Source organism: Streptomyces sp. NPDC031379 (assembly GCF_055569615.1).
The window spans coordinates 37,515-51,285 of record NZ_JBVIIT010000013.1 but is presented as its reverse complement, the minus strand read 5'-3'; the positions used below and the strand labels follow the sequence as shown (position 1 = coordinate 51,285).

Here is a 13,771-nt window from a genome sequence, read left to right as displayed (position 1 = left end):
GAGGCCGGAATGCGCCGCAAGGCAAGCCTGGTCCTGCTCGCCTGCGCCGTGTTCTGCGCGGCGCTGTCCCCGCTGCTGCGCTGGTACGCCTTCCCGCGCCTGGCCAGGATCCCCGCGAACCAGTACCAGGACATGGTCCTGGAGGCCAAGGGCGCCACCCTCCTCGACTACGGCACCATGCGCGCCAAGAAGGTCTCCAAGGTGACCGTCGTGCAGACCCTCAAGGGCGACGTGGAGGCCGCCAGGAGGATCGAGAGGACGGCAGGACGGCCGGTCGTCGTCTGGGACGGCCTCTCCTACATCCAGGGCCCCGACGGCAAGATGGTCTCCCGCATCCCCGAGCGCTACATCTTCGACGCCCACAGCCAGGATCCCGTCCACGCGACCGGCGAGACGGTCGACGGCGACCCGGTCGAGCGGGACGGCATCGAGTTCAAGTGGCCCTTCCTGACCCAGAAACGGGACTACCGGTACTTCGACGCGCAGACCCGCACCACCCGCCCCATCCACTACAAGGGCACCCGGACCTTCCGCGGACTGAAGGTCTACTCCTTCGAACAGACCATCCCCTGGACCAAGGTCCCGATGCCGAAGACCATGCCCGTCAAGGGCATCACACCGGAGTCGGTCGCCAGGACGGGCACCACCCGCTGGTACACCACCGTCCGCCGGTTCTGGGTCGAACCGGTCACCGGAGCCCCCGTCTACGGCGACGAGATCCACCAGGAGGAACTGCGCGGCGGCACCCTGCTCGGCGGTCGCGCCAAGGTCACGGCCTTCGCCGGACACGTGAAGATGCGCGAGGACTACGTCGAGCACACGGTCGCCCTCGTCAAGCACAACCGCACCCTCGTCCTGATGCTCACCTCGTACGTGCCCTGGGGCTCCCTGACCCTCGGCCTGCTGCTCCTTACGCTCTCCCTCTGCCTGGAGGCCCGCACCCGCCGCCCACAGGACCCCGCACCCACGCAGACGGAGGAGCCCGACCCGGTCAGCGCCTGAGCCGCGCGTTGGTGTGCCGCGTGGGCTCGGCGGTCGCCGGATCCTCGGGCCACGGATGCTTCGGGTAGCGCCCCCGCAGCTCCGCCCGTACGCCCCTGTAGCCGTCCGCCCAGAAGGAGGCGAGGTCGGCCGTGACGGCGGCGGGCCGCCCGGCGGGGGAGAGCAGGTGCACGAGCACGGGCACCCCCGCCACGGCCGGCGTCTCCCGCAGCCCGAACATCTCCTGCAGCTTGACCGCGAGCACCGGCCGCTCAGGATCCCCGTAGTCGATCCGGATTCCGGACCCACTCGGTACGGTGATCCGCTCGGGCGCCAGCTCGTCCAGCCGGGCGGCATCCCCGCTCGCCCAGGGCAGCAGCCGCGCGAGCGCCTGACCGGCATCGATCCGGCCCAGATCGCCCCGCCGCCGGGCCCTGCCCAGTTCCGGCTCCAACCACTCGTCCACGCGCGCGTGCAGCGCATCGTCCGACACGTCCGGCCACGGCTCCCCGAGGTGCGCGCGCAGGAACGCCAGCCGCTGCCGCAGCCCTTCCGCCTCCGCCGACCAGCGCAGCAGCCCGAACCCTTCCCGCCGGAGTCCTTCGAGCAGGGCGGCGCGCACCAGGGCCGGGTCGGCGCCCTTCAGGGGCCGCACGGCCAGCTCGATCGCCCCCAGCCGTGCCACGTGCCGGGCCACGACCTCCCCGTCGGCCCAGTGCACCTCGTCCCGCTCCGCCAGCAGCGCCCCGGCCGCGGCGCGCGCCACCTCCTCCGGCACGGCGGCCCCGAGCCGCACGCGCGCGTGCCCTTTCCCGCCGGGCCGGTCGGCGACCACGACGACGATCCAGGGAGCCCCCCGCAGACCGGAGTCCTCGGACAGCTCGGCCCGAGTCCCGGACGCCATGAGGTACGACCCACCGTCCAGCCTGGCGACCCGCTCGGGAAAGGCGAGCCCGGCGACGACCCCGACGAGCGCCTCCTCCCCGGCACCGGCCCACCGGGCATCCGTTCCTGTTCCTGCCCCGACGTCCGCCCGCGGCCCAGGGCTCCGGACGGGCGGACGGGGAGAACCGGCGACGCCCCGCAGCCGCCGCACCTCCGCGGCCCACCGCCCCGCGTAGGCGTCACCCCCGCGCCGGGCACGCCGCAACGCCCCGGCAAGATCATCGCCGTAGTCCCGCGGCACCTCTTCGGAGAGCAGAGCCACCACCGGGGCCCCCTCACCGGCCGTGTCCAGCAGTGCCCGCCCCAGCCGAGGATGTACGCCCAGCCGAGCCAACCGCCCCCCGACCTCCGTCGCCCGCCCGGCGGAGTCCACCGCTCCCACGGCCGAGAGAACCTCCCGCGCCGCCACCATCGCCCCGCCCGGCGGCGGATCGAGCAACGCCAGCCCCGAGGCGTCCGGATCGCCCCAGCAGGCCGCCTGAAGGGCGAAAGCGGTCAGATCGGCCACCTTGATCTCCGGCGCCGGAAACGCCGGAAGACGGACGTCCTCGGCCTCGGACCAGCACCGGTACACCGCCCCCGGCGCCTCACGCCCGGCCCGCCCCGCCCGCTGCCGCCCGGCCGCCCGCGACGCCCGTACGGTCGTCAGGCCGCTCAGCCCGCGCGCGTGGTCCACCCGGGGCTCTCGCGCGAGCCCCGAGTCCACCACCACCCGCACCCCGGGCACCGTCAGCGACGACTCCGCCACGGACGTGGCCAGCACCACCCGGCGCCGCGCCCCGGGCGCCAGTACCGCGTCCTGCACGGCGGCCGGGGCCCGCCCGTGCACCTGGAGCACGTCCACCTCGCCGAGGTCCCCGAGCCGGCCGCTCACGCGCGCGATCTCGCCCACGCCGGGCAGGAAACACAGGACGTCCCCCTCCCGCTCGGCCAGCGCCCGCCGCACCACCGACGCCACGTGCGCCAGCAACTCGGGATCGACGCGCATCCCGTGGGGCGGACGTACCGGGCGCTCCGGAGGCGCCCACAGCACCTCCACGGGATGCGTGACGCCCGCGGCCTCGACCACCGGCGCCCCGCCCAGCAGCCGGGCCCACCCCTCCGCGTCCGTGGTCGCCGACGCGGCCACCAGTCGCAGCTCGGGCCGCAGAGCCTGCCGCACGTCCCACAGGAACGCGGCCACCGTGTCGGCGTCCAGATGCCGCTCGTGGCATTCGTCGAGGACGACGACATCGACACCGGCCAGCTCCTGGTCGCGCTGCAGCCGCTGCAGCAGCACACCGGTCGTCACGACCTCCACGCGTGTGCGCCGCCCCACGGCGCGCTCGCCGCGCACCGTGAAGCCCACGCTCTCGCCGGGCTTCTCACCCAGCAGCCAGGCCATCCGCCGGGCCGCCGCCCGCGCCGCGATCCGCCGCGGCTCGGCCACCACCACCCGCCGCGCGGGACCGCCCCCGACGAGTCCCGCCAGCACGAGCGGCACCAGCGTCGTCTTGCCGGTACCGGGCGGCGCCACGAGGACGGCGGTGCCGTCCCCCTCCAGGGCGTCGGTCAGGGCGGGCAGGGCGGAACGCACGGGCAGCGCGTCCAGGGCGTCGTAACGGATCACGCCCCTAGTGTCGTACGACGCCGAGAACGCCCTTCACGCGCGCGTGATCCACTCCCTGCACGCGCGCGTGCAGGGAGTGGAGAGTGGATCAGTCCCGCTCGCACACGAAGATCGCCGTCCCCGGGATCAGGTTCCCGCGCAGCGGGGACCAGCCGCCCCACTCCGAGGTGTTCCAGGCCGGCCACTCCGGCTCCACCAGGTCCACCAGCCGGAAGCCCGAGGCCACGATGTCCCGGACCCGGTCGCCGATCGTCCTGTGGTGCTCCACGTAGACCGCGCGGCCCTCCTCGTCCTGCTCGACGTAGGGCGTGCGGTCGAAGTACGAGCCGGACACCGACAGGCCCTCCGGGCCCGGCTCGTCCGGGAAGGCCCAGCGGATCGGATGCGTCACCGAGAAGACGAACCGGCCGCCCGGCCGCAGCACCCGGCGCACCTCGCGCAGCACCAGCCGCGGATCGGCGACGAACGGCAGCGCCCCGTACGCGGAGCACACCACGTCGAAGGAGCCGTCCGCGAAGGGCAGCGCGCCGGCGTCGGCGCACACGAGGGGGAACGAGCCGCCGATCCGCAGGGAGTGCTGCAGCTGGCGGTGCGAGAGGTCCAGGGCCACCGGGCGGGCCCCCTGGGCGGCCAGCCAGCGCGAGCACTGCGCCGCCCCCGCGCCGATCTCCAGGACGTCCCTGCCCTTCAGGTCCTCCGGTGGCCCCAGCAGCTCGGCCTCCACCTCGTCCAGGCCTTCCGGGCCCCACACGAAGCGGTCGTCACCGAGGAACGTGCCGTGCTCGATCTGGTACTCGTCCGCGTTGCGGTCCCACCAGCCCCGGTTGGCCCGCGCACTCTCCGCGACGTCGGCGTCACGCCGGGTGGCTTCGGGCTCGAACCCTTCGGGACCTTCGGATTCGTGCGTTTCCGGCTCTTGGATGATCGGCTCCCTCGTCGTACTCTTCCGTCCAACCCGCCGGGGGGCGGTCGCGGAAGCGATCCCACGGGCCCGTGTGGCCTCCTGGGACGATTCTTCTGCCGGGAATGCGGCGATCCGCCCCGGGTGTGCGCCTTCGCGCATTGACCCTGTCCGGCTGCCCCCGTATGCTACAAGTTGCGCTGCGAGCCTGCGCACCTCAGACGTAGCAGGCTGCGCTCGCATCTGTTGTATGTCCCCTCGGTTCTCGAGGCGCCACCAGCGGTTTTGTGTGGCGCTTCCTTGGCTGTCCGGCTTCTGCAGAGCGAAACGGGCTCCCGGCGTAAGCAGTACCTACGACTTCAATGTCCGTACCGGAGCCCTTTCCCACATGACGAGCAGCACCGAGACCACCGCCACCACCCCGCAGGTTGCGGTCAACGACATCGGTAACGAGGAAGCCTTCCTCGCCGCGATCGACGAGACGATCAAGTACTTCAACGACGGCGACATCGTCGACGGCGTCATCGTGAAGGTCGACCGGGACGAGGTCCTGCTCGACATCGGTTACAAGACCGAAGGTGTCATCCCGAGCCGCGAACTCTCGATCAAGCACGACGTCGACCCCAACGAGGTCGTCGCCGTCGGTGACGAGATCGAGGCCCTGGTCCTCCAGAAGGAGGACAAGGAAGGCCGCCTGATCCTCTCGAAGAAGCGCGCCCAGTACGAGCGTGCCTGGGGCACCATCGAGAAGATCAAGGAAGAGGACGGCATCGTCACCGGTACCGTCATCGAGGTCGTCAAGGGTGGTCTCATCCTCGACATCGGCCTCCGCGGCTTCCTCCCGGCCTCCCTGGTCGAGATGCGTCGCGTCCGCGACCTCCAGCCCTACGTGGGCAAGGAGCTCGAGGCGAAGATCATCGAGCTGGACAAGAACCGCAACAACGTGGTCCTGTCCCGCCGCGCCTGGCTCGAGCAGACCCAGTCCGAGGTCCGCCAGACGTTCCTCACGACCCTCCAGAAGGGTCAGGTCCGTTCCGGCGTCGTCTCCTCGATCGTCAACTTCGGTGCCTTCGTGGACCTGGGTGGCGTCGACGGTCTGGTCCACGTCTCCGAGCTGTCCTGGAAGCACATCGACCACCCGTCCGAGGTTGTCGAGGTCGGCCAGGAAGTCACCGTCGAGGTTCTCGACGTCGACATGGACCGCGAGCGCGTCTCCCTGTCGCTGAAGGCGACCCAGGAAGACCCGTGGCAGCAGTTCGCCCGTACCCACCAGATCGGCCAGGTCGTCCCGGGTAAGGTCACGAAGCTGGTTCCGTTCGGTGCGTTCGTCCGCGTGGACGAGGGCATCGAGGGTCTGGTCCACATCTCCGAGCTGGCCGAGCGCCACGTGGAGATCCCGGAGCAGGTCGTCCAGGTCAACGACGAGATCTTCGTCAAGGTCATCGACATCGACCTCGAGCGTCGTCGCATCAGCCTCTCGCTGAAGCAGGCCAACGAGTCCTTCGGTGCCGACCCGGCCTCGGTCGAGTTCGACCCGACCCTGTACGGCATGGCCGCGTCCTACGACGACCAGGGCAACTACATCTACCCCGAGGGCTTCGACCCCGAGACCAACGACTGGCTCGAGGGCTACGAGAAGCAGCGCGAGGAGTGGGAGCGCCAGTACGCCGAGGCGCAGTCCCGCTTCGAGCAGCACCAGCAGCAGGTCATCAAGTCCCGCGAGGCCGACGCTGCCGCTGCCGCCGAGGGTGGCGAGGCCGCTGCTCCGGCCGCGTCGGGTGGCGGTTCGTACTCCTCCGAGGGTGCGGACACCTCCGGTGCGCTCGCCTCGGACGAGGCGCTGGCCGCGCTGCGCGAGAAGCTGGCCGGTGGTCAGAGCTGAACGCTGCCGCTGAGGCTTAGCCAACAGCGATAGTCGCTGAGGGGCCGTACCTTTCGAGGTGCGGCCCCTCAGGGTTTTCTTGGGCTGCGGGCAGTCCTGCGGGCGTCGGCCGGCTGGGGACGGCCGAGTGGTCCCCGCGCCCCTAGGGGATCAGCGCGTCCCCGATCAGGAAGTCACCGGGATGTTCGTCAGCCCCTTGCCGCCCGTCACCGTGTTGCTGCCGTAGACCGTCGTCCTGCAGCCGTCGCCGTAGTTGGTGACGTCGATCGCCAGCCGGGTCGAACCGGTGGCGCTCGTCAAAGTCGACTTGTTGCCCTGGAAGACCGTGCCGCAGCCCCAGCCCGACTGCTGGGTGTGGGTCTGGTAGCCGTCGTTCGTGGTGTTCTTGCCGGTGTTGTCCCGGACGAGGACGTCATTGCCCTTCACGTCGACCCAGGAGTCGTCGTAGTTGGCTCCCGTCAGCCCGCTGCCGTCGAACGTGTTCTCGATGATCTGCGCGCCGGTCGTGCCCTCTTTGATGTCGATGTTCTCGCCGCCCACGTCCGGGCCGATGGTGTTGCGCAGGATCTGGATGCGGTCGCTGCGGTCGGAGAGCGTGTTGGCCGTGCCCACGTACACGCCCTCGCCCATGCCCCTGCCGTCGTTCCCGGTGTCGTAGATCGTCGAGTTCCTGATCACGCCGTCCGTGCTGGAGTTGCGGAAGTGCACGCCCTCCATGTCCAGGCCGTGCACCGTGACCCCGTCCAGGACCACACCACGGGCGGTGTCGATCATGATGCCCTTCTGCCCGCCGGTCACGGTCAGCCCGCTGACCGTCCAGTAGGAGGCGCCGTTCAGGTGGAGGCCGTAGCCGCCGCTCGCGGTGAGTACGGCTTTGGGGGAACCGGTGAGGGTGATGCGGGCCGTGGCGGTGGCCGGTGCGGTCGCCTTGAAGTTGCCGGTGTACGTGCCGTCCGCCAGGCGGATCGTGTCGCCGGGCTTCGCACCGGCGAGCGCGGTCTTCAGCTGTGCGACGGAGCCGACCTCGATGGTCGAGGCCGCCGGAGCGGGGCCGGCGCAGAGGAGCAGACCGCCGGTGGCGGTGGTCGCGGCGAGCAGGGAGGTGAGCAGCGTGCGCGTGTGCATGGGGGGTGCCCTCCTGTCGTACGAACGTGGTCTCATGCGGTCTCGTGCGATCTCACGTGGTTTCATGCGGTTTCATGCATGAATAATGGACGAGTATGTGAACATCGCCCTCGTGAAGGTACGAACCAGCTGACGGGCCGTCAAGATGTGCTGCACGAGATGCCTGATCAGCGCCCTGGCACGGGAATGCCCCCGCCCCAGGGCGCGTTGTCCATGACGAACACGAGGAGGAGCGGTCACAGTGCTTGATCCGCAGGGTTTGTACGCATGGGAGCCGAAGGGCCTCGCCGTGGTCGACATGGCGCTCGCCCAGGAGTCGGCCGGCCTTGTCATGCTCTACCACTTCGACGGATACATCGACGCGGGTGAGACCGGCGACCAGATCGTCGACCGGCTGCTCGACTCACTGCCCCACCAGCTCGTGGCCCGTTTCGACCACGACCGGCTCGTGGACTACCGGGCCCGCAGGCCCCTGCTGACCTTCAAGCGGGACCGCTGGGAGGACTACGAGGTCCCGGCCATCGAGGTCCGCCTCGTCCAGGACGCCACGGGCGCGCCCTTCCTGCTGCTGTCCGGCCCCGAACCGGACGTGGAGTGGGAGCGGTTCGCGGCCGCCGTACGCCAGATCGTGGAGCGGCTGGGGGTCCGCCTGTCCGTGAACTTCCACGGCATCCCCATGGGTGTCCCGCACACCCGCCCCGTGGGCCTGACCCCGCACGGCAACCGCACCGACCTCGTCCCCGGCCATCGCAGCCCCTTCGAGGAGGCCCAGGTGCCGGGCAGCGCCGAGTCGCTGGTGGAGTACCGCCTCATGGAGGCCGGGCACGACGTCCTGGGCGTCGCCGCGCATGTCCCGCACTACATCGCGCGTTCTCCGTACCCCGACGCCGCCCTGACCGTCCTGGAGGCCATCACGGCCGCCACCGGACTGGTCCTCCCCGGCATCGCGCACTCCCTGCGCACGGACGCGCACCGCACGCAGACGGAGATCGACCGGCAGATCCAGGAGGGCGACGAGGAACTCACCGCGCTCGTCCAGGGCCTGGAGCACCAGTACGACGCCGCGGCGGGCGCCGAGACCCGGGGCAACATGCTCGCCGAGCCCGTGGAGATCCCGTCCGCCGACGAGATCGGGCGGGAGTTCGAGCGGTTCCTGGCGGAGCGAGAGGGCGAAGCCTAGGAACGCGCCCCGCGCGGGGGCGGGGCGCGCTCTGGTAGAGGCTGGTGCAGGCGCCGGTGCGGGTGCCGTCCGGTGCCTGCCTGCGCTGGGTGGTGCCTGCCGGGGCTTGTTGATGCCTGCCTGCGCTTGGTGGTGCCTGCCGGTGGTTGTTTGATGCCTGCCGGTCGTCGCCGGTGCCGGGGGTGGCCCTGTCAGGGGGAGGGCCTAAGCTTCCGCTCATGCTGAAAGTGGGGCTGACCGGCGGCATCGGTGCCGGCAAGAGCGAGGTGTCCCGGCTGCTCGTGGAGCACGGGGCCGTGCTGATCGACGCGGACCGCATCGCGCGCGAGGTCGTCGCGCCCGGCACGCCTGGCCTCGCGGCCGTGGTCGAGGCCTTCGGCGAGGACGTCCTCGCCGCCGACGGCAGCCTGGACCGGCCGCGGCTCGGCTCGATCGTCTTCGCCGATCCCGACCAGCTCGCCGTCCTCAACTCGATCGTCCATCCCCTGGTGGGTGCCCGCTCCCGCGAGCTGGAGGCCGCCGCGGCCGACGACGCCGTGGTGATCCACGACGTGCCGCTCCTCACCGAGAACGGCCTCGCGCCGCTCTACGACGTCGTGGTCGTCGTGGACGCGAGCCCCGAGACCCAGCTCGACCGGCTGGTCCGGCTGCGCGGCATGACCGAGGACGACGCACGCGCGCGCATGGCCGCACAGGCGACGCGCGAGCAGCGCCGGGAGATCGCGGACCTCGTGATCGACAACGACGTACCGCTGGACGCCCTGAGGAAACGCGTCGCAGAGGTGTGGGACGACCTCGCGCGACGGGTGCGCGGGGGAGGAGAGGAGCCCGACGGCAGACGTCCGTGAGGCGGCGGCCCGGAATAGCGCGCGCTCGTGCGGGCGTTGAAGTGCCGTAGTGAGGGAAGGAATGTTGCCGTGCCCGAGACCAGCGGTTCCGCCGGACGTACTCCGGAGACGCATGTCATCGATTTCCGTGCCGCCGAGCACCTGCTCAATGCACGGGACCCGCGGGGTGCGGTGAAGCTGCTGGACGGAGTCATCGCCGCGCACCCGGAGAACACCGCTGCCCGCCTGCTCCGCGCGCGTGCCTTCTTCGCCGCGGCTCAGCTGCGCCCCGCCGAGCTGGAGTTCACCATCGTGCTCGAGCGCGAGCCGGACAACGCGTTCGCGCACTTCGCGCTCGCCCGTACCTATGAGCGCCAGGGCCGCCCGGATCAGGCCAAGCGCCACTTTCGGCTGGCGGCCGCGCTCGACCCGAACCCGCAGTACCTGAAGGCGGCCCACTTCGACGACTGAGCGTCGTCACGCGTCCTCGGCCTCGATCGGCGTCCTCGTCGTCACGGATGCCGGTGCCTGGGCGGTCCCGCGTACGGCGGTCCGCCTTCCGGTGGCCGGTAGGGCGGTATGTCACGGCCCGGCTGATAGTGCGGGCCCTGCCGCATGTGCCTGAGGATCATGGTCATGTCGGCGGTGACCACCAGCCACAGCACCCCGCAGGCAGCCGCCCAGCCGGGGTGCCCGGTGAACGCGAACGCCGCTGTGCCGAAGATCGCCCAGACCAGTCCCCACACGCTCAGCCAGAAGCGCGCCCGCAGTGCACTGCGCGCGGTCGCCGGTTCACTGCCCGTACGCATCGGATCACCACTCCTCCTTGCAACGTACTCTTCGAGGACGACATGCATCAACGCTCGACGCGATACGTGATGCGTGACGTGCGACGGCGACGGCGACGGGCGGCGGTGCTCGGCGCGATGCTGTTCGTCGAAGCCGTGCCGTCGTCGATGCCGTGGTGGTCGTCGAAGGTGTGCTGTTCGTCGAAGGGGGACCCATGCTGCCGGACGCCGACGACCTGCCCGAACTACTCCTCGACCTGGCCGTGCCGCACGAGGACGTCAACGAACTGGTCGCACTGCGGCGCAGGGTGACCGGTGACCCGGGCACGCTGAGGCTCCTGGAGGCGTGCGTCGAGGAGCTGTTACGGAACCCGGGGGACCTGGGCCGCACCCCCGACCTGGGCGACCTGTTCACCGCCGCACCGGCCGAACTCACCGACACCTTCCCCGTGTACGTCTTCCTCGCCGCGCTCCCGCACACCCTCGCCCACCACCGGGAACGCGGGATCCCGGCCGACATCTCCCGGCGCACCCTGGCCGACCTCGGCCGCCACATCGCGGCGCACCGCAGGAGGCACGGCAGGGCCGGCGTCCAGGCGCGGCGCTGGCTGGTCCGTCACTTCCGTGGCGAGCTGTACCAGCTGGGGAGGCTGCAGTTCGAGCGGACCCGGATCGGTCAGCGCACGGCACCGGCGCTCGCGGCCGCCGGACTCCGGTCGGCGCCGGACACACCCTGCCTGAACCTGCACATCCCCGACTTCCACGGACCGCTCACGCCGTCCGCCTGTGACCGCTCCCTGGCGCTGGCCCGTGAGTTCTTCGCCCTGCACTTTCCCGAGGAACACCCGGAGGCCGCGCTGTGCCATTCCTGGCTGCTCGACCCGCAGTTGAAGGCGTACCTGCCCCCGGACTCCAACATCGTCCGTTTCCAGGACAGGTTCCGCGTCGCCCGCGAAGACACCGAACCGGCTGACACCGAGCCGGTCCAGTTCGTCTTCGGGGATCCGGACCTGCCGGTGAGCGAGCTGCCCCGCCGCACGTCCGTGGAGCGTGCCGTGGGGGACCACCTGCGGTCCGGGGGCCACTGGTACATCGGGCACGGATGGTTCCCGTTCCGGGCCCGATAGCTCGAACGAGTGAACCGCGGTCGAACGGGAACGGGCTTGCTGCGGTGGGCCGTTGTTCGGGCATGACGGTCGAGATGCGTGAGGGATACGAGGGCACGGGACCCGGTGCGATCACCCCGGACGGTTGCGCGGTCGAGCTGTACGAGCGCCTGCCGGTGGGCGACGAGCCGGACATCATCGCCGCGGCGGTACCCGCCGGGGCGCACATCCTGGAGCTGGGCAGCGGAGTGGGCCGGGTGACCCGTCCCCTGCTGGAGCGCGGCTTCACGGTCACGGCGGTGGACGAGTCCGCCGACATGCTGGCTCGGATCCATGGGGCGCGCACGATATGCAGCCCGATCGAGGACCTGGACCTGGACGAGACGTTCGACGTGGTGATGCTCGCGTCGTTCCTCGTGCACAACGGTGACGAGGAGGTCCGCAGGGGCATGCTGCGCACCTGCGCCAAGCACGTCGCGAAGGGCGGCTGCGTGCTCCTCCAGCGGGAGGGCGCGGACTATCACACGAACATTCCCAGGGAGCGGGTCGACCCGAGCGGCTTCACCGTGCGGATCGCGTCGGCGGAGCCGGTCGGAGACGGGGTGGACTCGGTCCGGGCCGAGTACGTGTTCCCGGATGTGGTCTGGACGCAGACGTTCCTGTCCCGGCCTCTGACCAAGGAGCAGTTCGAGTCGGCGCTGGCGGAGGCGGGACTGGAGGTGGACGCCTATCTGACACCGGACGGGATGTGGGTGAGGGCGGTACCGACGGCATAGGTGACCGTCGCGCCGGCCGTGACGGGAGAGGAGGCCGTGGACGGCTCAGGGGGACGGCCAGCGAGACCGCGGGTTTGCACTGTGCCGGCGGATGGCGATGAGTTCGCGGACCGCGGCCGGTCTATCTCGGTGAGAGCAATCAGGACCGCTTCACCAGGAGACCCTCATGTCCGAGACCACCGCTCCCGTCAGCTCCCCGACGATGACGTCCGCGGCGTCCACAGCGTCCATGGCGACGCCCGCGGCTTCCATCGGCACGACCACCGGCCGGGCGCGATGGGCCCGGATCGCGCTGCGCTCCGTGCAGGTGCTGCTCGCCCTGTTCTACGGCATCGCGAGCGCCCTGCCCAAGCTCATCGCGCACCCGTCGGCGGTGGAGGCCTTCGACCGGATCGGCTGGGGCAGCGGGGCGATGTACGCCATCGGTGCGCTCGAACTCGCCGGCGGCGTGGCACTGTTGATCCCTGTCCTGCAGTCCGTCGCGGCGACGGCACTCGGCGCGCTCATGGTGGGAGCGTTCATCGTCCAGCTCACCGCGTTCGACGGCCACAACGCGGCGACCCCGCTCATCCTCATTGTGCCGCTCGCACTGATCGCCTGGACCCGGCGCGGGTACAACAGGGAGCTGCTGAGCCTGATGCGGCGCCGGTGACCCCGGCCGACCACCGACACCGTCGGCCCGGCGCGGGGGCCCGGCCGCCGGACTGGGTGCGTCGGACGCCGGAGCGGATCACCGTGCCGGACTATGGGCCGGATCGCGATGCCGGACCCTGGCTCGGATCACTGTGCCGGGCCCCGGCCCGGATTCACCATGCCGGACCCCGGCCGGGATCACCGTCCCCGGGTTCGCCCCCCGGATCCACGGGGGCTTCCCGGCCCACCTGAGCCTCGGGTGCTTCCCGGCCCGCCGGCCCCACGGGTGCTTCCCGGTCCGCCCGGTGTGCCCGGCGCGCCTGGGCCGCCGAGTCCGGCGAAGCCGCCGAATCCTCCAGCGCCGGTCGGGCCGGTCGGGCCGGTGAGACCGCGGAGGCGTTCCAGCTCGCGGCGGTCCCGCTTGGTGGGGCGCCCGGCGCCTCGGTCGCGGAGACCGGCGGGTGCGACGGCCTCGCGGGGCGGGGGCGGAGGGGAGTTGTCGATGTAGCACTGGACGGCCACAGGCGCACCGACCCGCTTGCGGATCAGACGCTTGACGATCACGATCCGTTCCCGGCCCTCCTGCCGCAGGCGCACCTCGTCGCCGACGCGCAGTGAGTAGGCGGGCTTCACGCGCTCGCCGTTCACGTGTACATGCCCGCCACGGCAGGCGGCGGCGCCCAGGGAACGCGTCTTGATCAGGCGTACGGCCCAGATCCAGCTGTCGACCCGGACCGTCTCACCGCCGGCCGGCCCCGCGGCCTCGGCGGCGGCCACCGCGGCGGCGATCTTGGGATCGAGCGGCTGATCGGAGGAGGGGCTGGCGCCGGAGCCCTCGGCATTCCGGGCGGGGTCCGTTCCGCCCGGACCGCCGGTCCCACGGTTCACGTTCTCGTCCGCATCCTCGGAAGCCATGCCCCGACCTTAACGCCCCACGGAGCGAGAGCCGGATGTAATTTCCCGGCGCCGCACACAGCGACCCGGCGCCCCAGGCCTGCGCTTCCGTGTCCTGCGCCTC

13 protein-coding genes are annotated in these 13,771 nt (G+C 71.3%); 8 read left to right on the top strand and 5 right to left on the bottom strand.

Annotation, left to right across the window (positions count from 1 at the left end):
* Positions 1–9: 9 nt before the first annotated feature.
* A complete protein-coding gene (pgfA, locus tag ACZ5CW_RS20000; RefSeq protein WP_468603063.1) occupies positions 10–1,002 on the top strand; it encodes a cell envelope lipid trafficking protein PgfA in 993 nt (330 codons plus the stop codon).
* Here the strand turns inward: pgfA and hrpB are convergent.
* A complete protein-coding gene (gene hrpB, locus ACZ5CW_RS19995) occupies positions 992–3,535 on the bottom strand; it encodes an ATP-dependent helicase HrpB (protein WP_468603062.1) in 2,544 nt (847 codons plus the stop codon). The two genes, pgfA and hrpB, sit on opposite strands and share 11 nt — an antisense overlap.
* A gap of 88 nt (positions 3,536–3,623) precedes the next feature.
* Complete coding sequence (locus ACZ5CW_RS19990) at positions 3,624–4,598, bottom strand: class I SAM-dependent methyltransferase (RefSeq protein ID WP_468603061.1); 975 nt, start codon at positions 4,596–4,598, stop codon at positions 3,624–3,626.
* Positions 4,599–4,824: 226 nt separating this feature from the next.
* Here ACZ5CW_RS19990 and rpsA point away from each other — a divergent pair, with 226 nt between their 5' ends.
* Entirely contained in the window at positions 4,825–6,318 is a 1,494-nt protein-coding gene (rpsA, locus tag ACZ5CW_RS19985) for a 30S ribosomal protein S1 (RefSeq protein ID WP_009322963.1), read from the top strand.
* Positions 6,319–6,483: 165 nt separating this feature from the next.
* Here the strand turns inward: rpsA and ACZ5CW_RS19980 are convergent, their stop codons facing one another.
* Positions 6,484–7,443: a right-handed parallel beta-helix repeat-containing protein gene (locus ACZ5CW_RS19980; RefSeq protein WP_468603060.1), complete on the bottom strand. Its 960-nt coding sequence runs from the start codon at positions 7,441–7,443 to the stop codon at positions 6,484–6,486.
* 241 nt (positions 7,444–7,684) lie between these two features.
* Here ACZ5CW_RS19980 and ACZ5CW_RS19975 point away from each other — a divergent pair, with 241 nt between their 5' ends.
* From ACZ5CW_RS19975 to ACZ5CW_RS19965, 3 genes are all read left to right on the top strand, one after another.
* Positions 7,685–8,623 (top strand): PAC2 family protein, encoded by a 939-nt coding sequence (locus ACZ5CW_RS19975; RefSeq protein ID WP_468603059.1) that lies wholly within the window; start codon positions 7,685–7,687, stop codon positions 8,621–8,623.
* A 218-nt stretch (positions 8,624–8,841) separates the two neighbouring features.
* Positions 8,842–9,471: a dephospho-CoA kinase gene (gene coaE / locus ACZ5CW_RS19970; protein ID WP_468603058.1), complete on the top strand. Its 630-nt coding sequence runs from the start codon at positions 8,842–8,844 to the stop codon at positions 9,469–9,471.
* A gap of 69 nt (positions 9,472–9,540) precedes the next feature.
* Complete coding sequence (locus ACZ5CW_RS19965; protein ID WP_190017763.1) at positions 9,541–9,921, top strand: tetratricopeptide repeat protein; 381 nt, start codon at positions 9,541–9,543, stop codon at positions 9,919–9,921.
* Positions 9,922–9,962: 41 nt separating this feature from the next.
* On the opposite strand, the gene ACZ5CW_RS19960 is transcribed toward ACZ5CW_RS19965, so the two are convergent.
* Positions 9,963–10,259, bottom strand: coding sequence for a DUF6343 family protein (locus ACZ5CW_RS19960; protein ID WP_468603056.1), 297 nt, complete (start codon positions 10,257–10,259; stop codon positions 9,963–9,965).
* 194 nt (positions 10,260–10,453) lie between these two features.
* Between ACZ5CW_RS19960 and ACZ5CW_RS19955 the strand changes: the two genes are divergently transcribed.
* From ACZ5CW_RS19955 to ACZ5CW_RS19945, 3 genes are all read left to right on the top strand, one after another.
* Positions 10,454–11,365 carry an acyltransferase domain-containing protein gene (locus tag ACZ5CW_RS19955; protein ID WP_468603401.1) on the top strand — a complete coding sequence of 304 codons (912 nt, stop codon included), beginning with the start codon at positions 10,454–10,456 and terminating at the stop codon, positions 11,363–11,365.
* 62 nt (positions 11,366–11,427) lie between these two features.
* Positions 11,428–12,120 carry a class I SAM-dependent methyltransferase gene (locus ACZ5CW_RS19950; protein WP_468603054.1) on the top strand — a complete coding sequence of 231 codons (693 nt, stop codon included), beginning with the start codon at positions 11,428–11,430 and terminating at the stop codon, positions 12,118–12,120.
* A 166-nt stretch (positions 12,121–12,286) separates the two neighbouring features.
* Entirely contained in the window at positions 12,287–12,772 is a 486-nt protein-coding gene (locus ACZ5CW_RS19945) for a DoxX family protein (RefSeq protein WP_468603052.1), read from the top strand.
* A gap of 179 nt (positions 12,773–12,951) precedes the next feature.
* On the opposite strand, the gene ACZ5CW_RS19940 is transcribed toward ACZ5CW_RS19945, so the two are convergent.
* On the bottom strand, positions 12,952–13,668 hold the full coding sequence (locus ACZ5CW_RS19940; RefSeq protein ID WP_468603050.1) for an RNA-binding S4 domain-containing protein: 717 nt from the start codon (positions 13,666–13,668) through the stop codon (positions 12,952–12,954).
* Between the last annotated feature and the right edge of the window lie 103 nt (positions 13,669–13,771).